This window comes from Chryseobacterium pyrolae (genome assembly GCF_025153485.1).
GTDB classification, from domain to species: Bacteria; Bacteroidota; Bacteroidia; order Flavobacteriales; family Weeksellaceae; genus Chryseobacterium; species Chryseobacterium antibioticum.
This window is the reverse complement of record NZ_JANZQH010000003.1, coordinates 60,745-85,044: the sequence shown is the minus strand read 5'-3', so window position 1 is coordinate 85,044 and position 24,300 is coordinate 60,745. Positions and strand designations below refer to the sequence as shown.

Sequence of the window (24,300 nt, the reverse complement as noted above, 5' to 3'; positions counted from 1 at the left end):
ACGTTTTTGTTCATGCATCTCATTAATAATGCTTAAATTTGTAGAAAACCAGAACATATGTCAACAGCAGCAACAGCAAAAAACTCACAGTATTTTATTGACCTTGAAGACAAACATGGAGCGCACAACTATCACCCACTTCCAGTGGTTCTTGACCGAGGGGAAGGCGTTTTTGTATGGGATGTAGAAGGCAAGAAATATTATGATTTTCTTTCAGCATATTCTGCTGTGAACCAAGGACATTCTCACCCTAAAATTGTAGCAGCATTAGTACATCAGGCGCAAAAACTAGCCCTGACTTCAAGAGCATTCTACAATTCAAATCTTGGCGAATACGAGCAAAAAATCACTACTCTTTTCGGATTCGATAAGGTTCTTCCAATGAACTCCGGAGCTGAAGCCGTAGAAACTGCCGTAAAGTTAGCCAGAAAATGGAGCTATGAAGTAAAAGGAGTTTCAGAAAATGCAGCTAAGATCATCGTTTGTGAAAATAATTTTCACGGAAGAACAACAACGATAGTTTCTTTCTCTAATGATCCTGATGCCAACCTGAACTATGGTCCTTTCACACCTGGATTCATCAAAATTCCTTACAATGATACTGCAGCACTGGAAGAAGTACTCAACAGAGAAGCAGGAAATATCGCGGCATTTTTAGTGGAGCCTATTCAGGGTGAAGCCGGTGTTTATGTTCCGGACGAAGGTTTCCTGAAAACCGCTTCTGAGCTGTGTAAAAAACATAACGTCCTTTTCATTGCTGACGAAGTTCAGACGGGTATTGCAAGAACAGGACAACTCATCGCATGTCACCACGAAAATGTACAGCCGGATATTCTGATCTTAGGAAAAGCCCTTTCCGGAGGAATGTATCCTGTATCAGCCGTATTGGCCAATGACAATATCATGAGTGTAATCAAGCCGGGACAACACGGTTCTACATTCGGAGGAAATCCTATTGCATGCGCAGTAGCAATAGCCGCATTGGATGTGGTTGCTGATGAAAAACTTTCAGAAAGAGCTGAACAGTTAGGCCAGCTTTTCAGATCTGAGATCGAAAAGATTATCGAAAAGAACAGCCTTATTACCAAAGTAAGAGGAAAAGGTCTTTTAAATGCTATTTTGATCAACGACACTCCGGACAGTTCTACAGCATGGAACTTATGTCTTCAGCTGAAAGAAAACGGACTTCTGGCAAAACCAACCCACGGAAATATCATCAGATTGGCTCCGCCTTTGGTTATTACAGAAGAGCAGTTATTAGACTGTGTCAAAATTATTGAAAAAACTATTACAGAATTTCGTTAATGAAGTTATCAGTCTGTTATATTGTTCTAAATGGAGAAAGAATCATAGAGAAAAGTATCAATAGCATTTACGAAATAGCTGATGAGATTATTGTCGTTGATTCTTTTTCCACAGACAAAACGGAGGAGATCTGTACCGGGTTTCCGAAAGTAAAATTTATCAGAAAAAAATTTCTCGGCTTCGGCTGTCAGAAAAACTATACCCTGTCTGAAGCTTCGGGAGAATGGATCTTGTTCCTTGATTCTGACGAAGTTCCGGATGAAACAGCTGTACATGCTATTAAAGAAATTTTAAAAAATTCCAATCCGCCCTATAACGTATATGAGATCCACTTCAACAATATTTTGCTGAAGAAAACCATTAAATACGGAGGTTGGGGCAATGTATGGAGAGAAAGATTCTTCAAAAAAGGTCATGGGAAATATACTGATGATCTGGTACATGAATGCTTTATTACACAGGACAGAAAAGGGAAACTGCCTGGAAACATCAACCATTACACTTACAAAAGTATTGCCCACCATATTGAAAAGATCAACAACTACACCCAGCTGATGGCCGAAAAAAAGGTTTCCAATGGAAAATCAGTATCTCTTTTTAAGGTTATATTTTCTCCTTTTTATGATTTTATGAAGACATATTTTTTCAAGTTTGGTTTTCTGGATGGTGTTGCAGGATTTTATATTTCTATCACGGGTGCATTTTACACTTTCCTGAAATATATAAAGATCAACGAAATTCTCAAATTCAAATAATATCCTTTGGACAGAAATAAAAAACAGCCGGACTGCCATTCTTTTTACAGCAACCGGCTGTTTGTTTTTTATCCCCTAACAGACACATTGCCTCCTTTAACTAAACAATCGGCTATATATAGTCGGATAGCTCCAGTTTGTCCTTTTAAAGCCCCTATTTAGCCCCTCTTTATTAGCTTTGTGTTCAATTGTTCAGTATCTCAAACGTATTTTAATGTATTTTTAAGCTACCGCATTCATTATTTAATTAATTTTGAGTATTGTAACGGATGTCTGTTTATGTAGACTCATACTCTATAAACCAGGCAATAGATTAGTTCATCAATAAAACAGTAGAATTACAGGGACCTAAGTTTTTTTCCAGGAACAAATTTCATGAAAATTACGATCTCAAAATTCATATAACCATGCTCAGATTTGTTAAAAGGACTCTTGGATTTTCAAGTACAGAAAGTGTCCGTATCCTCATGTATCATAAAGTTCTTCCGGAGAAAGAAATCTCCGGTAAAGATTTTCTTACCGTATCGGCAGAAGATCTTGAAAAACAATTCCAATACATTAAAAATCATTATAACACTTTATTTTTTAATGAACTGAGTACCAGTAGCCATCTGAAGGCTAAACTCATCCTGACTTTTGATGACGGCTATCTCAACAATCTTCAATACCTGGTTCCGTTACTGGAAAAATACCAGTTAAAATCTACGATTTTCATCCCAACCGGGCTTATTCAGAATAATGAGACAGATAAAAACCGTGATATGATGACGTTTGAAGAGATTAGATCTCTTAATCCTGAATATGTTGAAATTGCCTTACACAGTCATTCCCACAAGAACTATTCACAGATTTCTCTACAGGAAGCGGCGGATGACCTTCAGGAAAACATCCGTAACCTTGAGGAAAAAAAAATCCGGTTTACAAAGGTCCTCGCCTACCCTTACGGCAAGTTTCCCAAAAAAGGAGAACAGAAAAAGAATTTTTTTACCATGCTTGAAAAAGCCGGAATTACTTCTGCGGTACGTATCGGTAATAATATTGCCTATTATCCCTGGAAGAATAAATTTGAGATCAAAAGAATTGATATTAAAGGGGGCGACAGTTTCAGTGTGTTTAAGTGGAAACTAAGGCTCGGAAAGATTAAGCTTTAATTCAGCAGCTCACCGTAAAGTTTTTCGTAAGCATCAGCCATTTCCCGATACCCAAACTTCAATGCTCTTTCTTTTAATTGTGAAGCGTATTCCTCTGTTTTAGCTCCGTAAGCCTGCATTCCGGATGCATACACATGTTGCATATGCTCTCCCGAGAAATCCTCAAAATAAAAAGCCAGTTCTCCACCAATTTCAGGAAGACTCGTCAATTTACTTAAAAAGACAGGCTTTCCATAATACATTGCTTCTACAGGTGGAATTCCAAAACCTTCGGCCAATGATGGGTGGCAATATGATTCACAGTGCTGCAGCAGAAAATACTTCTCATTATTATCTATATTTTCCAGGATATGGACTCTACTTTCTAATCCTAATGTCTTTATTTTCTCCAGAAACTTCTCTTTATAAGCAGATTTCGCGGAAGAAGTTACGAGCACCAAATCCCTGTCATTCTGTGAAATAAGGTCCAGCAGGACTTCCTGGTTCTTTTTAGGAAAAAGGACTCCAATATTTAAAATGTATTTTTTACCCATGAAACTATAAGTACACTCAGACTTGAATTCTGGAGTTTCAGGAAAAATCAGTCCGTTGTAGATCACTTCTACGCTGACATTATTTTTTAAAGTAAAAAGGTTTCTGTTTTTAAGAAAATCATTTTTCACAAATTCAGAAATACAGACCACAGCATCTGCATTCCCTATATTTTTCTGAACAATTTTTATAGCTTTTTTAATTTTTTGTTCAGAGCTTCCATCGTGGAGAAAATTGAGATCGTGGAGTGTCACTACTTTTTTCTGCCCTTTTTTTACCGTATGAAAATATTTAGAAAGTTGGTGAGCGGTATGGATCAGGGAAAAAGATTGGGTATTGATAGAAAATTTCTTTTGCCAGAACTTCCAGTCGATAATATTAAAGTTTTTTTTCGTCTGTGGAATATTTTTTTTTGGTCCGTAAAAAGTATATTCAAAATCAGACGTTTTCTCGTCCAGACCCTTTATTAATGAAACACATACGTTAGCAATTCCCGACTTCGGATACTTCAATCTTTCGGCATCAATTAAAATTTTCTGTCTCATTATAGCAAGGCTTTGCATCAAAAATATAAATTTAAATATGAAATTTTTATTTTTGCAGTATGAAAATTTGTTTAATCAGCTTCGATTTCTGGCATTATGATGAACACATCGTAGAAAAACTGAGTGATAGAGGCATTCAGGCTTGCCATATCAACATCGGAGCCTTTACCCATAAAAATACCGGAGAGCGTATAAAAAACACTTTCAGTAAAATTTTTCTGGGAAAAAACCCGAAATATCACAAAAGACAAAGTTTCATATTGGAATCTCTGGAAAAAATTGGCAAACAGGATCAGATTTTGGTCATCAATCCTGAAGCTATTGAAGAAAGCATCCATCAAAAAATCAGAGAATATGCAGACCGGAACATCGCATACCTCTATGATAGTATGGCCAGAAATCCTGCCACCCATCTTTTGCATTATTTTGACACTGTATTTTCTTTTGATGATGAGGATGTGAAAAATTTCGGATTTGAAAAGATTACCAATTACAATTATCTTAAACATATTCCTGCAGCGCAGCAGCGCCCAAAACTGGATCTGTTTTACATCACATCTTATGATCAAAAAAGACTCTCTGCTTTGAATCTGCTGATCAACAGACTGTGTCCGATGAAAATAAAATTTGAAGTTTATATTGCCGGAAAAAAAGGCTGGAAAAATAAGCTGAATCAGATCATTGATAAAAAGAATATTGACATTTTAAAATTCGCAAGAAAAAAAATACCTCATCACGCGCTGCCTGTTTATTATAAGAACACGAAAGTCATTCTTGACCTTATGCGTGCTGATCAAACGGGGCTCAGCTTCAGAATATTTGAAGCAATGGCTCTGGAAAAGAAAATCATTACCGATAATCCTACCATCAAAACTTATGATTTTTATAATCCCAACAACATTCTGGTATTGGATAAGAATTTCCGCAATGTGAAAAAAGATTTTTTCACTACGCCATACGAAAAACTGCCTGAGGAAGTTTATTATAAGTATACTCTTGATCATTGGGTAAATACTGTATTTAAACTGAATTCATGAAAGCAATAAAAAATGTACTTATCGTAACCCGTGAGTACAAATGTTCCCGCAACCCCAAAGTAGGTGGCACAGGCGTTTTTTATAAAAATTTATGTACAGAACTTGTAAAAAGAGGGATCTCAGTACACGTTTTCCTGATCTCAAAATACGCATTTGATCTTAAGGAAGATGAAGTGAACATTCATTCTATCAAGGATATTTTCAAAGCTAATCCTCTTCTTGAACTGGTACGATCTTTTACCGGAAAAGTAAAAGCATTTGAGCCGGTTCATTTTAAGACCTATTTGTCCGAGAAAAAAATAATATCAGATAGAATAAGTGCCTGGATTAAAAAAAATGATCTTCACTTTGATATTGCGGAAACCCATGACTTTGACGGTTTGGCTCTTGCTATTCCTAAAGGACTCCCTTACGTGATCAGATGTCACGGCTCATGGTCTGTACTTGAAAAATATTTTGGTTATAAAAAAGTTCATAAGGGAAGGGTTTTCTGTGAGAAAGAAGCTTTTAAAAATTCAAAAAACAATATTACCATCTCCAGGTATAATGAAACGATTAATAAGAGCCTGTTCGCCATCAAAGATCCAAAGCTCATTTACAATGGGATTGATGAAAAATTCTACAAGCCTGAGGAAAATGCTGAAATCATTCACCAATCCGTTTTCTTTTTAGGAAATGTCTCTTTTGAAAAGGGAGCCGAAACGCTGATTAATTCTTTCATCAAACTTAAAAAAAATTATCCTGAAGCATCCCTTCATTTTATAGGAAATCCTAATCATTACCCCACCTATATTACTGAGAATATTCACGATACAGAGACCAGAAATTCGGTTCATTTTTATGGCAGTAAATCCGGTACAGAAATCGTGCATCTCATCGGCAAGGCAGAGGTAGTATGCTTCCCCTCCAAAGGTGAAAATTTTAGCTTATCTTTGCTCGAGGTAATGGCCATGCAGAAACCTGTTGTATGTTCTGCGATAGACTCCTTCAAAGAAATTATACAGGAGCCCGTCAACGGCCTTATTGCTGAGGAAGACAACTTCCATGAAAAGATAGGTCTTATTTTTAAAGACGATGCTCTGAGAAGCAGGTTATCATTGAATGCCCGGAAATTAATAGAATTAAAATTCGGCATTGATAAGATGGTTGATGAAACCATCAATTATTACCAGAAAATCATATAGAAAGACAAGATTTGTATGGCTGGAAATAACGACCGAACTTCTTAGGTGATCTTAAGTTTTAGAATATGAATGCAAAGGAACAAATTGAAAATTTAGAAGAACAGCTTAAAGCACTTAGAAAAAAATATTATATCAAATCTTTTTTCAGAAAAGCTAAGAGGCTTGTTACCGATTTTTTGCCGCTGGATTCTATCCCATCTGAATATTGCACGGAAAAAATTAAAGTTACCGAAAAACAAGAGGCAGAACTTTTTTTGCCTAAGACTTTTGATGCCCCTCAGGTTTCTGTAAAAACGCCTAAAAATGCAATAGAGATCTTTGCACTTCAGGATGTATTCTGCATTCCCAATTCCACCTATTTTTTAAACCTGAAAAAAGACAAGATCTTCTACGAAAGATGGCATGACGATGACAGGATCACCTATGTCTACAATACCAACAATTTAATGCAACATTCAATGACTCTTGCCAAGGTAAAGAATTATAAGAATGTGTATTATGACGAGGAAGCGATTTTTCTGGGTGGAACCTTTACATTCAATTATTATCATTTTCTGGTAGACATCCTTTCTAAAGTTGAGTTCTTCCAGTATATTCCTGATGCGAAGAATAAGCTGATCATTATAGATGAAGATGTACAGAAGGTTGAAAACCTGAAAGATCTCTTACATTTCTTTCTGAAGGATTATAAAATTGTATTCCTAAGTCACGAAAAAAATTATTACCATTTCAAAAAGCTTTGGCATATTACCAGCAACAATTATGCAGTCCCGAATATCATGCCCGGCATGGATTATGAGGCTGGATTTACTAAATTATCAAAATCTTCTTTGCAGTTTCTTAGAAAGACCGCCTTCGATAATTTAGATCTGGCTAAAGTCCACATCGAGCCTGTTAAAAAAATATTCATCTCAAGAAGATCCCAGTATAGAAAATATAACGACGATGAGATCTTTGCAACGGCAAAAAAATATGGTTTTGAAGAAGTATTCTTTGAAGATCTGAATATTCACGAACAAATCTATCTGGTTAACAATGCGGACTATATCATTGGACCGAGTGGCGCAGCCTGGACTAATGTCCTGTTTGCCAACCCTGGAGCAAAAGGTCTCAGCTGGTTCAGTTCTGTATGGGGAGATTTTGCTATTTTCTCTACGTTAGCCAAAGAAGTGAACTTTGATCTTTATTTTTATATCTATCCGCAGGACTATGAGGGCTTCCATGAAGATTACAGACTGGATCCTGAGATTTTCGATAAACAGCTGGAGCAGTTGCTTAACCTACCATCTGCAGCAATTAAAAATCCTTAATCTTTTTACAGCCATCATTTAAGCAATAACTCCCCTTTTGCCGTATTACTACACACCGGCACTAATCACCATTTATCACTATGAAAATCAAACACTTGACTGAAATACATTCATGTATTTTGATAAATTTCATCTATTTGTTTTTGTCCTATTAAAAATAATGTAAATTTCGCGGATCCTATTTAATGAAACTTTTTGAGATGGTAACCAACTCGTTTAAGTTGTATTAAAGGCATAAAACCGAAGTATTATCTGTAAAAAATATAACATGAAATTTATATTTATAGGTCTTTTATTATTCAGTACCTTCTTCTACGGACAGTTTTCTGATAATTTTGACAATTATCCTCTTGCAAAAACTCCGGATAGCTGGGCTATTTTCAGAGGAAAAAATGAGGCTGGAGATGATTTCAATAACTGGAAGTTAGAGAGTCTGAATAAGGATGAGTCGAATAAATGTTTTTTTGTAAGATATGAGAACTCGGGTGAATTAAATGAAGACTGGCTTGTTAGCCCTAAAATAGACCTGCATGGCTATGAAAATAATATATTAACTTTTTCTCAACGAAATTCATTTTCCGGCAATGCTACAAGATACGAGATAAAAGTATCCACAGACTCTCAATGGGATCGGGATAAATTTCAAACCGTCGAATCTTACAGTGATGCCACATTTAACAAAAACTTTAGCCTAAAAAAAATCAATATTTCAAAATATGATAAAAAGGATATCTATATAGCTTTTGTAAAAAAAGATGACGATGGCAATAACTGGTTTATAGATAATGTATTGGTTCAGGGAAAGGCTATATCTGAAAAGAGTAAATCGCTCTTTTTTCCCAACCCTACATCCGGAAAACTTTTTGCCGAAAAAAGCATCAAACATCTTCAGGTTATAAGTATGGATAACAGAGTAGTAAAAACCTATTCGAATACAAGCTCTATTGATATTTCTGATCTACCGGCAGGAATATATCTGCTTAAAGGCAGCTATGAAAATGAGGAAATTTTCGAACAAAAAATTGTAAAAGAGAATTAACGATGTCTACAACTAAAGTGCTGCTTTTTAAAAGTTTTATACTTGTATTTTTGCTTCAGAATTTTATCTCCGGGCAAAACTATTTTGTGGGATTTTCAAAAGAATCTATTAATCCCAACTCTACTATACTGTCATCTCCTCTTGCTGGCTTTGGTGATCCCAGACAAGGACGGTTCAGCATTAATTTCCAGGAAATGGGTGTTGCACAAAATGCCGTTGCCATGTGCTCCTCCGATACAAAATTATACATTGCGACAAGTGACAATAAACTTTGGCAGGCGGATATCAATTCTGGTGCACCCAACTGGGTTCTTATTGGAACGGCTTATTACGTAACAGCATTAACCTATGGAAACGGCAAGCTCTATGGCACAGACAAAAATAATAAGCTGTGGATGAGAGATGCAGTAGAAAATGACAACCCATGGATCAATATTGGGTCCGCATCCAACACCTCCGGGCTCACATTTCTAAACAATAAATTATACGGAACCACGAAAAACAATACTTTATGGGTAAGAAACGCCAGCCCTTTTAGTGCCCCTTGGACTAATATGGGGAAAGCCAATTTTGTACGATCATTAACCAATGATGGGACCAATCTAATCGCTCTGTCTAAATATGACAATGATTTATGGACAAGAAGTACCTCATCCTCTAATGAAAGCTGGTCAAAAATAGGCACTCCCAATAAGACCACTTATAGCACTTATTTATCAAATATTACCTACACTAAAAATAAGTTATACGCTACTTCCAACAGCAACAAATTATATTACTCACAGCACAGCCAAACACCAATCTATGCCTATGCCTCTTATTTTGAAAAAAATTCAAAAAAAGCACTGATCATTACCTTGGATTTATGTGGCATCAATTATTCATTTTCGCGTAAAATAAAAGCTGACATAAAAAATCTGTATAATATCGATGAAAATGCAATTTTAATCAATTGCTCACATACCCATTATGCTCCGGTATCTCAAAGTTATTCCTGTCTTCAGGATTTCTACCAAAATCCCAATCCAAAATATCTTGATATCGTAAAAAATTCTGTTTTAACTGCTACACAAAATGCGATCAACAGTAAAACAAACAACAGTTTAAGTTTTCTTAAAGGCAAAACCAATATAGGATACAACAGAGCCGATATTTCTAAAGAGCTGGATAATAATATTACGATGGTTATTGCGAAGCAGAGCAATACAAATGTCATCAATGGCGCCATTATGAGTGCAAGTACCCATCCCGTATGGCATAGTCAGCCAAAAGATTTTGTCACCATTTCATCCAACTATGTTGGTGCTACAAGAGATAAGCTAGGGGTATTAAAAAATATTAGTAATGTACAGCTTATGCAGGGATGTGCAGGTGATATTAATCCTTACAATTCGGATACTCCGGATCAAACTGCTACTAAACTTACTCAGGATTTTAATCATCTATTTTCGTTATCCTCATCAAATATTAACGGAGAAATTACTGTTAAATTTGACTCTATTACCATACCTCTTAACAATTTCACTTTCAACAGAGCATTAAGTATTAAAAAAGCCAACGCAGGAAAATACAATCAGACCTCTGAGAGGAATGTAAGATGGGCAAATAAAATCATTCATCAGTATACTTCCGGTACTCTTGCCAAATCTGCAACCGTTTACATACAAATTTTAAAAATAGGTGACTGGAATATTATAGCGCTGAGCCGTGAAGCGGTGTCTCAATATGCCATTGATTTATACAATCATTTTCCCGCTCTAAAATTAACCGTATTAGGTTATTCCAACGATGTATCAAGCTACCTTCCTGTACAGTGGCACATTAAAAAACCTGTTCCTAACTATGAGGGTTATGAAAGCTTTTTTATTTACGGACAAAGTGGTATTCCTGTCAATAATGTTGAAGATATTATCTTGACAAAAATTTACAGTATGATGCAATAAATACGATATTATTTGTGTTCAATCATATTTTTTTTTGCATATTTGAAGGGCAAAGCAAAACGACAATGTGGTAGGTTAAAACATCATGATGATAAAAAGCGTACAAAATAATATTTTCTTAACATCTCTATTCTTAGTTCTTAGTTCTCTTCCCTTAATTTATTTCACTTATACTTTAAGAGATACTTTTCTGGATGATGCATACATTACCCTTACCTATTCCAAACATTTTTTTCAGGAGGGAAAGCCATGGTATAATGTGATAGATACCGTTCATGGAAATGGTCAGACAAGTGTACTATGGATGATTATACAAAGTCTGTTTTTCAATTTCGGAGACCTCATTAACCCTATTTATATAAACAAAGGAATCAGTTTAGTATTGATTACTATTGTGCTTTCGTCACTATTCCAAAGTTTTACAAAACAGGAGTCCCTTACGGTAAAAATATTTACACTGGTATTCTCTGTTTTCTTCAGTACTTGGGCAGCTTTTAATATTACCCACGGATTAGAGACCATCCTTTTCAGTACCACCCTGTTCCTTTTTCTAAAATACAGGAATCACGGTAGTGCTTATTACTTAGCATTTCTTCTGCCGTTCATCAGACCCGAAGCCATTATATTTACTTTGTTTTTTATAATAGACACCAGGCTATTCAGTAAAACTTTTTATAAAAGAGTCTTATGCGTCTTGGCCTCAGCATCTGTTTATCTTTTATATACTATCTATTATTATGATGCTTGGATTCCACTTCCTTTCTTGCTGAAAAGCATTAAAGAATTTTCATCTGTAAAAGTTTTGAATTTTATAACGATTATAGTTATTTTTTCTCCGGTCATCATTTTTGTTATAAAAAACTATAGAACTAAATTCATTTTTTACTGTCCTTTATTTTTCTTCATCATTTATTATTCTTTCTTTATCGATGAGATTATGAATTTTTTTGATCGGTACAAGTTCCCTTTATTTGTGTATTATATTTATTTTCTTCGTTATGAAAATACAGAGGTCATCAGCAATAAAAAACTCAATGCTTCTTTATTTATATTAAGCATCGCAGGAATTCTAAATTATTGTACTTATCTGAAGACTCAAGTAACTTTTTACATAGGTCCTTATGAAAAGGCGATGAATGCCGGACCTATATACCTTGGAAAATACCTAAAAAACATATCTATAAAGGAAAACAAAAAATTCAAAATCATTAATTCTGATGCAGGGGCAGTAGCGTATTTTTCAGACTGCTATTTATATGATACCTGGGGATTAAACAATGCTACTTTACTACTGACTAAAAAAAACAAAGACTGGAATGCCTACCTGTCTTACCTGAAAAAGACAGATCCTGATTATATCATTCTTATTTCAAAAGATTATCATACTTTTATTCCCAGACTTGACTTTGAAGAAAAAATATACAAGTATTTTTCCCTTCAAACAAAAAAGCCGGTTTTAGTAAGAAAATCTACAGAAGAATATTACTACTTTATATACCGAAGAAATCATTAACCTTGATTTCCAATACTATAAATCCGATTTTTATACTGAAAATTATTAACTGTTTAAACAATGACTAACCCGCCGCTTGTAAGCCTCATCATCATCACCATGAACCATGAAAAGTTCATTGAGCAGGCATGCATGTCCGCCATTTCGCAGACCTACCCTAATTATGAAATCATTCTGTTGGATAATGCCTCAAAAGATAAGACCTTTGAAAATGCAGAAAAAGTGCTTTCGAAGTTTGACCAGCATTATCAAATGATCAGGAATACAGAAAGTTTTGGGGTGGCTAAAAATATTAACATTGCAGTTTCACATGCTTCAGGAGAATATATTTCCCTGCTTTCCGGAGATGATTGGTATACGGAAGACAGTCTGGCCGAGAAGGTAGCTTATATTCAGGAAAATCCGGTAGATTTTATTCTTTCAGACGGTTATAAATACTACCAGACAGAAGATAAAACAACAGACACCTACACTCCGAAAGAAAAGAAACAAGTCATCGACAGCCTTTCCAATTTTTTCCATGAAAATGTCTCCGAAAACAAAACATCCAACGTAGGAACATTTGTAAAAAGAAAACTTCTGGTAGAATATCCTTTTGATGAAAATATCAATACCGAAGACTGGGATATGAATCTAAGGCTGACATCCAAAGGCTACAAAGTGGGATTTATAGACAAAAAATTATTTCACTACAGAATACTTTCCACCAGCCTTTCGAGAAACTGGAAGCTGATGAAGGATTCTTACGAAAAGGTCACCCACAAATACATGGATTATATAAAAGCTGACCAGAAGCTTTATAAAAAATACAGGCTGAAGCTGATTCATTTCAACTACGAGATCCTGTTATCAGAAACAGATTCAGAATCTGAAAAAGAAAGACTGCAGATGGAATGGAAAAAAGAAAAGTACAGAATCAAATACAAAAATCCTGTCTTATTCTTTAAACTGCTGATGCTTAAAAAATAATTAAAAGGATGAGGTCAATTTTAACTTCATCCTTTTTTAATCTCTGAAATCAAAAAAAGCCAACAACCAAACTGTAAATAATCCTTAAAACATATAATTTTAAGTAAATTTGCACCAAAATTTTAATTGAAATGGAGAAAGTAAGAGTTCGTTTTGCTCCAAGTCCTACCGGACCTTTGCATTTGGGAGGCGTAAGAACCGCATTATATGATTATCTTTTTGCCAAAAACCAGGGTGGTGAATTTGTACTTCGAATAGAAGATACAGATACGGCAAGATATGTAGAAGGAGCTGAAGAATACATCGAGGAAGCTTTAGAATGGTGCGGAATCATTCCTGATGAAAGTCCGAAGAAAGGAGGAAAATTTGCACCTTACAGACAGTCTGAGAGAAGAGATATCTATGACAGATATACTGAGCAGATCCTGAAAACAGACTATGCCTACATCGCTTTTGACACTCCTGAAGAACTGGACGCCATCCGTGCTGAGTTCGAAGCGAAAGGAGATGTTTTCTCGTATGACAACCAAACCAGAAACCGACTGAGAAACAGTATTGCACTTTCTGAAGAGGAAGTTCAGCAACTGCTTGATCAAAAAACACCTTATGTGGTGAGATTCAAGATGCCGATTGACAGAATTCTGAATCTTGAAGATATCATCCGTGGAACATCTGCGGTAAATACCAATACATTAGACGACAAAGTTCTTGTAAAGAATGATGGAATGCCTACCTACCATTTCGCCAACATCATCGATGACCACGAAATGGAAATTTCCCACGTGATTCGTGGTGAAGAATGGCTGCCTTCTTTAGGACTTCACAAATTATTATACGAAGCAATGGGTTGGGAAGCGCCTCAGTTTGCTCACCTTTCATTGATCTTAAAACCTGAAGGAAAAGGGAAATTAAGCAAAAGAGACGGTGACAAATTCGGGTTCCCCGTATTTCCATTGGATTTCAAAGATCCTGCAACGGGTATTGTTTCTAAAGGATACAGAGAAAACGGATATCTTCCGGATGCATTTATCAATATGGTAGCCCTTTTAGGATGGTCGCCGGCAGATGATAAAGAAATTTTGACCCTGGAAGATATGTGCAAAGAATTTGATCTTCATAAAGTACATAAAGCGGGAGCCAGATTCAGCAAAGAAAAATCTGAATGGTTCAACCACCAGTATATTCAGTTGAAATCCAACGAAGAGCTTCTTCAGATTCTAAAAAATGCAGACCTTGACCTGTCTGCAGTCTCTGATGAAAAACTGGTGAAGATCATCGGTTTAATGAAAGAAAGAGCAACTTTCCCAAAAGACATCTACGAAAACGGAAAATTTTTCTTTGAAGCTCCGGTTTCTTATGAAGAGAAAGCATCGAAAAAAGCATGGAACGAAGAAACATCTGCTGTTTTAGGTGAATTGGCAGAAAATCTTACGACCACTGAATTTACATCAGAAAACCTAAAGCAGGCTATTCACGATTTTGCGGAAAACAAAGGCCTGGGGATGGGAAAAGTGATGATGCCACTGCGATTATCTTTAGTAGGAGAACTGAAAGGTCCGGATGTTCCAGATATCATGGAACTTATTGGAAAAGAGGAGACTATCTCCAGAATAAACAATGCTATCAATAATTTTAAATAGTTTTTCATAATTTTTCATAAATTTGAAAGATTTAATTTACTTCAAGAAATGGAATATTTAAGTTTCGAACTTCCTATAAAAGATCTAATGGATCAACTTCAGACTTGTTCTTTAGTAGGAGAAGAAAGTGGTGTTGATGTAAAATTAGCATGCAGCCAGATTGAGGATAAGATTTTAGAAAAGAAAAAAGAAATCTACGAAAACCTTACCCCTTGGCAGAGAGTACAACTATCCCGTCATCCGGATCGTCCTTATACAATTGACTATATCAACGGAATGGTAGATAAAGGAAGTTTTCTGGAACTTCACGGAGACAGAAATTTCGCAGACGACCCTGCAATGATCGGCGGTTTAGCGACATTGGATGGTCAGAAAGTAATGATTATCGGAACCCAAAAAGGGAGAACCACCAAAGAAAGACAGTACAGAAGATTCGGAATGCCGAATCCTGAAGGATACAGAAAAGCTTTACGACTCATGAAGCTTGCTGAAAAATTCAAAATCCCTGTAGTGACTTTAGTAGATACTCCAGGAGCTTATCCCGGATTGGAAGCTGAAGAAAGAGGACAGGGTGAAGCGATCGCCAGAAATATTTTTGAAATGGTTCAGCTTAAAACGCCTATTTTCACTTATATCATTGGTGAAGGAGCCAGCGGTGGAGCTTTAGGAATAGGTGTAGGAAACAAAGTGTATATGCTTGAAAACACTTGGTATACGGTAATTGCACCAGAAAGCTGTTCTTCTATTTTATGGAGAAACTGGGATCATAAGGAAGATGCAGCCAATGCATTGAATCTTACCCCGAAAGATGCGTTAAGAGAGAAATTCATTGACGGTGTCATTGAAGAGCCACTAGGAGGTGCTCAATATGATCCGGAAGTAGCTTATCTGAATCTTAAACATTCTATTTTACAGAATATCAAAGCTTTTTCAAAATTCTCAGGACAAGAACTTGAAACCCAAAGGCAGGAGAAATTCATTGCGATGGGACAGTTTAAAGGATAAAAAAATAAAAACGGTTAAGAAATTTCTTAACCGTTTTTGCTTATCGTTTTCTTGTTGTTATTCTCCTACTCAGATATATTGAGTGCGATCTCAATATCTTTATCGATCTTTTTCAATGATGAATATTTTGCATCACACACCATAGTGGTCAGTATATATTCTCCTTTATCGATCAGAATAAAATTCTGCCCTTTTGCAGGAACAGTCAGATTATAATATTTTTTTCCGCTTATTTTCACGATCAGGTTACAGCTTGATCTGTTTTTGATATTGATATAAGCTTCATTTTTATTCGTATCGTTATTAAAAAGATGGGTAAGCATCGCTGCCGTTCTTTTGGCATCCGCGCTAGGTTCTGCTTTACTGCTTGTCCCTGCACTTTTCGCAGAGCCTACAGAGGCGTAGCTCACAGTTCTTTCTGGTTTTGCTGTTGCAGCAACCGTTGTAGCAGTATTGGAAGCTATTGTTTTTCCGCTGTTCAGCTCGTTATTCTGAACAATCTTTTCAATTTTCTCCTTGCTGATTGGTTTAATGGTAGGTTTTGCTTCAGGAGAATTATCAGCCATGATCATATCGATCAGTTTTCTTTTAAAATAATCAGATTTGGCATGTCCGGGATTTTGTTTAAGGAAACCGGCAATGACTCTTGCCTCTTTTGAAGCCTCTGCATCCTGCTCTGTATAGATGATTACTGTCTCTTTTTCTACAACAGCCTTAGATTTCGATTTCTTCTTTTTTTGGGAAAAACCTAGTGTAAAAATGCATAGAAATATAAGTAGAAAGATTTTTTTCATTAATCAAGTCTTTAAAATAGTATTAAATATATCAATAACGTGAAAAGTCATTTTTTAGTTTATCATTAAAATCATTATCTTTGCCCTGCTCTAAAATTAAGCTAAAAATTAATACTAATCTTAAATAAAATAAATAATAGATATTATGTCTTATACACCAGTTGCTGCAGACGTAGCGAAATTAAGAAACCAAACAGGTGCAGGTATGATGGACTGCAAGAAAGCTCTAGTTGAAGCTGAAGGAGACTTCGAAAAAGCAGTAGATATCCTTAGAAAAAAAGGACAGAAAGTAGCTGCTAACAGAGCTGACAGAGAATCTGCTGAAGGTGCGGTAATCGCTAGAGTAAACGAGGACAACACTTTAGGTGTGGTAATCTCTCTAAACTGCGAGACTGACTTCGTTGCAAAAAATGAAGCTTTCATCGAGCTAGCTTACGAATTTGCTGAAATGGCTATCTTCGCGGCTACTAAAGAAGAGCTTTTAGCTACAGACTTCCACGGAATGACTGTTGCTGAAAAATTAATTGAGCAAACAGGAGTTATCGGTGAGAAAATCGAGATCGGAGCTTTCGAAAGAATCGAAGGACCATTCTTGGGAGCTTACATCCACGCTGGAAACAAAATTGCTGCTATCACTGCGCTTTCTGCTAAAGCAGACGGAGCTGACGAAGCTGCTAAATCTGTTTCTATGCAGGTTGCTGCGATGAACCCTATCGCTTTAGACGAAACCAGAGTGTCTCAGGAAACGATCGATAAAGAATTAGAGATCGAAAGAGAACTTCTTATCAAAGAAGGTAAGCCTGAAAACATTATCGAAAACATCCTTAAAGGTAAAATGCAGAAATTCTACAAGGACAACACATTGGTACACCAGTCTTTCATTAAAGACCCAAGCCTTTCTGTTGCTGACTATGTAAAATCTGTAAACGGAGACCTTAAAGTAACAGGATTTGTAAGAATAAGCCTGGCTTAATCATCTTTCAAAAAATAATACGGATCCCGGTGAATATTTCACCGGGATTTTTTATGGGATCATGCGCCGCTGTTAACCCAATATGAAGTGAATCTTAAATATTCAACAATAAAGCCCTAAGTGCCTATTGGTGACATATTTTAAGGTAGAAATAGATTATTAATGTTTAAATTTGCTGCCCCTTATAATAAAGCATGAAAAAATTTCTACTAGCTATTTGCACCTTTCTTTGTTTATTCGTTAATGCACAGTTAGATACTGAACATTGGTTTGCTCCAATGTCTGCAAGTTCTCTTCAGGGAGCTCCACAATGTTATTTATACCTGTCGACCAACGAAACTGTCCCGTTTTCCGTACAGGTTTCTAATAACAATACGGTGTTTTCTACCGTACAGGTAAGTAAAGGAAATCCGGTGCAGATGACCGTTCCCACCAATTATATGATTGCTTCAACCGCCAACAACCTGTTTACCCAGAACTCAATGGGGCTTCATGCAAAAGGACCTAAAAAATTCTTCGCCAACTTCAGGTTTTCGGTTCCCAGTCAGGCCGAAATCATTACTTCAAAAGGATTGGCAGGGATCGGAAAAACTTTTTTCATAGGAACAGCGCCTACTACCTATCCAAAAGATTACGTAAGCTCCACCGTGGGCGTCACTGCTACAGAAGATAATACCACCGTAACCTTATCCGGATATAATCCTGACGTTGTTTTCTCCAATGGCAGTGTGATGCCAACCAGGACATTTACCATCAACAAAGGAAAATCTTATATCATTGATGTAATAAGTGATATGGGAGGAACGAGTAACAGAAAAGGATTATTGGGGGCAAAGCTTGTTGCGAATAAACCCGTATCGGTAACGAACGGAAACTTCAACGGTCTTTATACTACCCAAAACAACAGCAATGTAGATATCCTGATGGATCAGGCAGTTCCTGTAGATAGACTAGGAAAGGATTTCGTCATGGTAAAAGGAAACGGACCTGCCACTTCAGGGATGGAAAAAGCCTTAATCATTGCTACAGAAGATAATACAACCCTTATTGTCAACGGAAATCCTGTACCCGGTGTAACCCTGAATGCAGGAGGATACTATATGATAGAAGGGACCAACTATATCAATCAGGGTAACGGAAATTATAATATGAATATTTCCGCCAGCAAAAATGTCTATGTATACCAGCTTCTTGCCGGAACTTCCGGAAATACGGTTTATCAGACAGGAGGTATGAACTTTATCCCGCCTTTAAGCTGCTTCTTACCTAAAGAGATCAATGAAATAGGCTTTATCAATAGAATCGGAACTACTTATTATGATACCAAACTTAATATCATCACACAGGTAGGTGCCGTTGTAACGCTAAATAATAATCCTCTCGCTGCAGCTACCGGCCCTTATCCGGTAACCGGAAATCCAGGTTGGGTTACTTATTCTGTTATGAATGTTTCCGGAAACATTACTGTCAACTCTACAAAACCTGTAACTGCAGGAATTGCAGCAGGGAATGGCGCCGTAGGTTACGGAGGATATTTTGCAGGATTCTCTTCAGTCCCGGCAATCACAAAAACAGGAGATTGCTACGCAGGAATCCGTCTTGAAGTAGACAACAGTTACGATGCATACCAGTGGTATTTCAATGGCGTTGCCATCCCAGGGGCTACTTCTTATTTCATCAACCCTGAATTATACGGAGCAGGAACTTATACCTGTTTTATCACAAAAAACAACTGTGAATCGAGAATGACTTCTGAATACCAGTATACATTATGTCCGCCAATATCTACAACAACATATAATATAGGATCATGTAACACCAAAATGATCACTCCGGTTTTCACGAATTCTACACAGGTCATCGTTCCTTCCCATACCAATATTATTGCTCAGCCAACCAACGGTACGGCCACAGTGGATCCTGCAACCGGACAGATCACGTATACTCCCAATGCAGGACTTACGGCAGATGCTACAGATTCTTTTATCTATTATATTGATGGAAACGGAAATCCAGCTGATTTTGAATATTTCAAAGTGGTTGTGAACATTGATGTTCTTCAGACCCAGAATGCTACGCTATCTTCGTGTGCCAATGCTAACGGAAACGGAACTTTTAACCTTACCTCTGCTGTTTTAAGTCCGGATTCGGGTACAACAGCAACCTATTATACCAATGCTAATTTAACGGGACAAATTACAAGCCCTGCCACTTATTCAGGACCTGCCGGAACGATTTACGCTAACGTGACTTCAGCATTCGGATGTACTAAAACGGCGCAAATCACATTAGCATTGAATCCATCACCTAATGTGAATACCAGTAACTTTAATGCCAGCTTCTGCGATGATAATTTTGATGGGATCATCAGCGTAAACTTCACCACTGTAACCCCTCAGATCGTTGCCAATGCAGCTAATTTTACCGTAAAATATTATCTGGTTCAGGCAGATGCCACTGCAGGGAATAACAACACACTTCCAGCCAACTGGACCTATAATACCAGTACAACGGTTTATGTAAGAGTAACCGCTACCGTTGGTGACTGCCCTCCGGCATTCGGACAGATTAATTTTACAATCGGAAATAAAATTCCGTTAATTACAAATTCCGTGACAACAGATGTCTGTGACAATGACCTCAGCGGATCTGAATCTGCCAATCTTAACGATTATAAAAATTTATTTACTGCAGATCCCTCGGTGATCTTATCATTCCATGCGACTTTGGCTGATGCTCAGGCCGGAACCAATACTATCTCTCCTACTCAGAATATCACTTCTGTACATACTTATTATGTAAGATTCCAGAACAATACAGTATGTCCTGCTACCGGAGTGCTTAAACTTACTTTAAAAACGCCTAAAAAATCTGACATGCTGCATAACCAGGTGGTATGTTCTGATGAAAAGGTAATTTTGGATGCAGGACCAGGGTTCTCATCTTACCTGTGGAGCAACGGTGCAACAACGCAGAGCATCACTGTAGGTGCAGGAAATTATTATGTAGATCTTGGATCAAACGGATGTGTATACCGTCAGACGGTAAGTGTAACAACAGCTCAGGCTCCTACCATTACAAGAATAGAGACCTCCGGTTCTAATGCAACCGTATATGTGACGGGTGGAACTCCACCTTATCAATATTCTCTGGATGGAATCAATTATCAGACTTCTAATGTTTTTATTGGCCTTTCAAGAGGAATCCATAAAGCGTATGTATTGGGCTCAGATGGCTGTTCACCTGTGACCAAAGAATTTCTAGTTCTGAACTTGGTTAATGCCATTACACCGAACGGAGACGGTCTTAATGATGTTCTTAATTATTCTGATTTAAAGATCAAACAAAACGTAAGCATAGAGGTGGCAGATCGTTATGGAGCATCTGTTTACAAGTCGACTGACAAGAATTATGCATGGGATGGAAAAGTAAACGGAAGAAGCCTTCCTACAGGAACCTATTGGTATGTAATTACATGGACCGAGCCTGACACGAAATTGCCAGTTTCATATTCCGGATGGCTTTTAATTAAAAATCGTGATTAATTTTTAACTTTTGTTATATTTATTTAATACTATTTCAAATATTATTTTAAATTTGTAGAAATCCTAATTCCACACACATGAAAAGATTTCTACTCAGTTTAGTATTACTTCTTTTATCAATTAATACAGTCTTTGCCCAAAGGGATACGGAACACTGGTTCGCTCCTATGGCTGCAAAAGGTCTGTCAGGTCCCAAGCAGGCCTTATATTTTTCCACCGATTCGGTCACCCCGTTTCCTGTAGAAATATACAGCAACAATGTATTGCTAGGTACGGTAACTATTATGAAAGGGGATCCTAAAACATTTGATATTACCACAGCTACCATGATTACAATGAATGCTGCTGAAATGTTTTTGCCAATAGGTAAAGGAATTTATACTAAAGGACTAAAACCCTATTACGTTAATTTTAGATTTAGTGTTTTAAGCCATGGAGAAATATTAACCTCTAAGGGAAAAGGAGGGATTGGAAAGAAATTCTATGCTGCTGCTACCCCAATGACCGGCCAGAACCTTAGCCTTTTAAATTTCACGACTGGAGTTTTAGCCACGGAAGACAATACAACGGTTACCGTTTCCGGCTATAATACAGGCGTACAGTTCTCTAACGGAACTACAGGAACTACCAACCCTACACTGACATTTACCCTTAATAAAGGACAGGCATATATTATCGAGGGAAGGGAGGCTAGCGGAACGAATGCCTTCGGTTTCATCGGTGCAAAAATAGAATCCAATAAACCTATATCTGTTACCAACGGTAACTTTAACGGGCAGTTTGCCCTACCTCCGATTGCGGGCTCAGGTGGCTCTGATATCATCATGGACCAGTCTGTCCCTGTAGAAAGATTGGGAAATGAATTCGTACTTGTAAAAGGAAACGGAGATTCAGATGATGGAGATGAAGATGCAATAGTTATCGCCACAGAAAACAATACTGAGGTATTCCTAAACGGATCTACTACTCCTATTCAGGTTCTTAATGAAGGACAATGGCTGAGAGTAGGTCAAGGACCGAACAATACCTATGTATTCCCATACATCGATCAGGGGAGTTCTCATTTCAATATGCACATCAGAACTTCTAAGAATGCATATGTATATCAGCTTCTGGCTGGTATTGCTAACAGTACAGCAACAGAAGGATATAATTATATACCACCTTTGAACTGCTTCTTACCTAGAAAAATTGACGAGATCGGACTGATCAATGAGCTTCCTGAAACCTCATCCAGTGGTACTAAAAATGTAAAACTCAATATCCTTACTGAAACAGGGGCCATCGTTAACGTTACCGTCAATGGAGCACCTGCCCCAACGGTACAGGGACCATTCCCTGTAACAGGAACTTCAGCATGGGTATCTTATACTATTCCCAACGTAACAGGAAACGTTACTGTTGTTTCCTCAAAAGCAGTTACTGCAGGAATTTCTGCAGGAAGTGGTGCTGTAGGATACGGCGGATACTTTGCCGGATTCTCATCAATACCCGTAATTGCTAAACGTTCGGGAGAATGTGCTCCGGGCATTATTCTTGAGGTGGACGACACCTACGAAGGCTACCAGTGGTTCTTAAACGGAACAGCTATCACAGGTGCTACGGCCAATACTTATTCACCTACAACTTCAGGAAACTATACGGTAAAAGTAATCATGGGTACATGTCCACCTGTTACTACACCAATTTATAAGGTATTTACCTGTTTAAAACTGACAACACAGACATTGAATGCATGTGCAACTAAAGTTATCACAGCTGCATTTACATCTTCAACACAAACTGTAGTACCGGGAACTCTGGTTATCATTACACCACCAGCACATGGTACTGCTGTGGTTAATCCAAACGGAACAATCACTTATACACCTACTGCCAACTACTATGGAGCAGATCAGATTGTTTATAAATTTTGTGGTAATGCCACTGAGTTTATTGACTGCGAACAGATTACTTTAAATCTTACGGTAGTTCCTTTTGTTGTAAGAGATGCCATACTAAAGGCTTGTCAGTATGATGTAGATCCGTATGCTCATTTTGATCTTACCAAAGCAAGCATTACTGACTATAACCCGGTAGTAAAAAAATACTACCCTTCAATGGCTGATCTTAATGCAGGAACCAATGAAATCACAGCTCCAGCAACCTATGCATCTGCCGGAGGATTCGTGTATGTAAAAGTAACCACCAACGAGGGATGTACAGCTATTGCAAAAATTGAACTGATTGCTCTTCCAATCAAAAAATCATCAATTCTTGTTGACCAGTTTATTTGTGCAGACAGCAAAACAAATCTGGATGCAGGCCCTGGATATGATTCTTATCTATGGAGTACAGGAGCTACAACAGCTTCTATCCAAAATGTAGGAATTGGAGAATATTCTGTGATTTTAGGCAAAAACGGATGTCTTCTGCCGCAAATAGTGAGAGTAAGAAAAGTTGAAGATCCCGTAATCACTAAGATTGAAATTTCGAATACTACAGCAACCGTTATTGTAAACGGAGGAAAAGCACCTTATAAATATGCGGTAGATACACCGACAAACTGGCAGGATTCTAACATCTTCACAGGATTGACAAGAGGACAACATACCTTCTATGTAAAAGATGCCTATAATTGTGATCCTACTGCAGTGGAAGTAACGATCCCGAATTTGATCAATGCTATCACGCCTAACGGTGACAATAAAAATGATTTTATTGATTACAGCGAATTAGCCTATAAAGAGAATCTTAGTTTTGTAATTTATGACCGATACGGAAACATGATATTCACCGGAAACAAATTCAATAATTACAAGTGGGACGGAAGACATTATGATAAGAAATTGGTAACCGGAACCTATTGGTACCATATCAACTGGAATGAATCCAATAAGGAAAAAACTCCAATTAAATATACAGGATGGATTTTAGTTAAAAACATAGAATAAACCATTCTTAGTAATAAATAATGAACCGCGATTTGAAATCGCGGTTTTTTTTTAATTTAAAATCAACCTTTTTTAACAATTTTACAATTCCACATTAAATATTCTGCTATTTTTGCCAGAATCCTAAT

The 24,300-nt window shown here is 37.0% G+C and carries 17 protein-coding genes; 15 read left to right on the top strand and 2 right to left on the bottom strand.

What is annotated here, in order from left to right; all coding sequences use genetic code 11:
* Positions 1-57: 57 nt before the first annotated feature.
* The 3 genes from rocD to NZD88_RS07125 all read left to right on the top strand — a co-directional run bounded on the left by rocD (position 58) and on the right by NZD88_RS07125 (position 3,211).
* Positions 58-1,305: an ornithine--oxo-acid transaminase gene (rocD, locus tag NZD88_RS07135; RefSeq protein ID WP_259828439.1), complete on the top strand. Its 1,248-nt coding sequence runs from the start codon at positions 58-60 to the stop codon at positions 1,303-1,305.
* Entirely contained in the window at positions 1,305-2,060 is a 756-nt protein-coding gene (locus tag NZD88_RS07130) for a glycosyltransferase family 2 protein (RefSeq protein ID WP_259828438.1), read from the top strand. Before rocD ends, NZD88_RS07130 begins: the two co-directional genes overlap by 1 nt.
* Positions 2,061-2,467: 407 nt before the next feature.
* On the top strand, positions 2,468-3,211 hold the full coding sequence (locus NZD88_RS07125; protein ID WP_259828437.1) for a polysaccharide deacetylase family protein: 744 nt from the start codon (positions 2,468-2,470) through the stop codon (positions 3,209-3,211).
* Here the strand turns inward: NZD88_RS07125 and NZD88_RS07120 are convergent.
* Complete coding sequence (locus NZD88_RS07120) at positions 3,208-4,287, bottom strand: glycosyltransferase family 4 protein (protein WP_259828436.1); 1,080 nt, start codon at positions 4,285-4,287, stop codon at positions 3,208-3,210. The two genes, NZD88_RS07125 and NZD88_RS07120, sit on opposite strands and share 4 nt — an antisense overlap.
* A 59-nt stretch (positions 4,288-4,346) precedes the next feature.
* Here NZD88_RS07120 and NZD88_RS07115 point away from each other — a divergent pair, with 59 nt between their 5' ends.
* From NZD88_RS07115 to NZD88_RS07075, 9 genes are all read left to right on the top strand, one after another.
* Positions 4,347-5,324 (top strand): WaaS/CpsH family glycosyltransferase, encoded by a 978-nt coding sequence (locus NZD88_RS07115; RefSeq protein WP_259828435.1) that lies wholly within the window; start codon positions 4,347-4,349, stop codon positions 5,322-5,324.
* Positions 5,321-6,508, top strand: a complete 1,188-nt coding sequence (locus NZD88_RS07110; RefSeq protein ID WP_259828434.1) for a glycosyltransferase family 4 protein — start codon at positions 5,321-5,323, stop codon at positions 6,506-6,508. The genes NZD88_RS07115 and NZD88_RS07110 overlap by 4 nt, the downstream gene beginning before the upstream one ends.
* 65 nt (positions 6,509-6,573) lie before the next feature.
* Complete coding sequence (locus NZD88_RS07105; RefSeq protein WP_259828433.1) at positions 6,574-7,818, top strand: glycosyltransferase family 61 protein; 1,245 nt, start codon at positions 6,574-6,576, stop codon at positions 7,816-7,818.
* A gap of 268 nt (positions 7,819-8,086) precedes the next feature.
* Positions 8,087-8,857, top strand: a complete 771-nt coding sequence (locus tag NZD88_RS07100; protein ID WP_259828432.1) for a T9SS-dependent choice-of-anchor J family protein — start codon at positions 8,087-8,089, stop codon at positions 8,855-8,857.
* Between the two features lie 2 nt (positions 8,858-8,859).
* Positions 8,860-10,800 (top strand): hypothetical protein, encoded by a 1,941-nt coding sequence (locus NZD88_RS07095; protein ID WP_259828431.1) that lies wholly within the window; start codon positions 8,860-8,862, stop codon positions 10,798-10,800.
* An 88-nt stretch (positions 10,801-10,888) separates the two neighbouring features.
* The gene (locus NZD88_RS07090; RefSeq protein ID WP_259828430.1) at positions 10,889-12,313 is read left to right on the top strand and encodes a hypothetical protein; all 1,425 of its coding nucleotides are present in this window, start codon (positions 10,889-10,891) and stop codon (positions 12,311-12,313) included.
* A gap of 60 nt (positions 12,314-12,373) precedes the next feature.
* Positions 12,374-13,282 (top strand): glycosyltransferase family 2 protein, encoded by a 909-nt coding sequence (locus tag NZD88_RS07085; RefSeq protein ID WP_259828429.1) that lies wholly within the window; start codon positions 12,374-12,376, stop codon positions 13,280-13,282.
* A 131-nt stretch (positions 13,283-13,413) separates the two neighbouring features.
* On the top strand, positions 13,414-14,922 hold the full coding sequence (gene gltX / locus NZD88_RS07080) for a glutamate--tRNA ligase (RefSeq protein WP_259828428.1): 1,509 nt from the start codon (positions 13,414-13,416) through the stop codon (positions 14,920-14,922).
* 48 nt (positions 14,923-14,970) lie between these two features.
* Positions 14,971-15,927: an acetyl-CoA carboxylase carboxyltransferase subunit alpha gene (locus NZD88_RS07075; protein WP_169233008.1), complete on the top strand. Its 957-nt coding sequence runs from the start codon at positions 14,971-14,973 to the stop codon at positions 15,925-15,927.
* Positions 15,928-15,992: 65 nt separating this feature from the next.
* On the opposite strand, the gene NZD88_RS07070 is transcribed toward NZD88_RS07075, so the two are convergent.
* Positions 15,993-16,721: a DUF6759 domain-containing protein gene (locus NZD88_RS07070; protein ID WP_259828427.1), complete on the bottom strand. Its 729-nt coding sequence runs from the start codon at positions 16,719-16,721 to the stop codon at positions 15,993-15,995.
* 145 nt (positions 16,722-16,866) lie between these two features.
* On the opposite strand from NZD88_RS07070, the gene tsf reads away from it, so the two are divergent.
* From tsf to NZD88_RS07055, 3 genes are all read left to right on the top strand, one after another.
* Positions 16,867-17,694 carry a translation elongation factor Ts gene (gene tsf, locus NZD88_RS07065; protein ID WP_169233010.1) on the top strand — a complete coding sequence of 276 codons (828 nt, stop codon included), beginning with the start codon at positions 16,867-16,869 and terminating at the stop codon, positions 17,692-17,694.
* A gap of 194 nt (positions 17,695-17,888) precedes the next feature.
* A complete protein-coding gene (locus NZD88_RS07060) occupies positions 17,889-21,239 on the top strand; it encodes a T9SS type B sorting domain-containing protein (RefSeq protein ID WP_259828426.1) in 3,351 nt (1,116 codons plus the stop codon).
* A gap of 77 nt (positions 21,240-21,316) precedes the next feature.
* Entirely contained in the window at positions 21,317-24,172 is a 2,856-nt protein-coding gene (locus NZD88_RS07055; RefSeq protein ID WP_259828425.1) for a T9SS type B sorting domain-containing protein, read from the top strand.
* Positions 24,173-24,300: the final 128 nt, after the last annotated feature.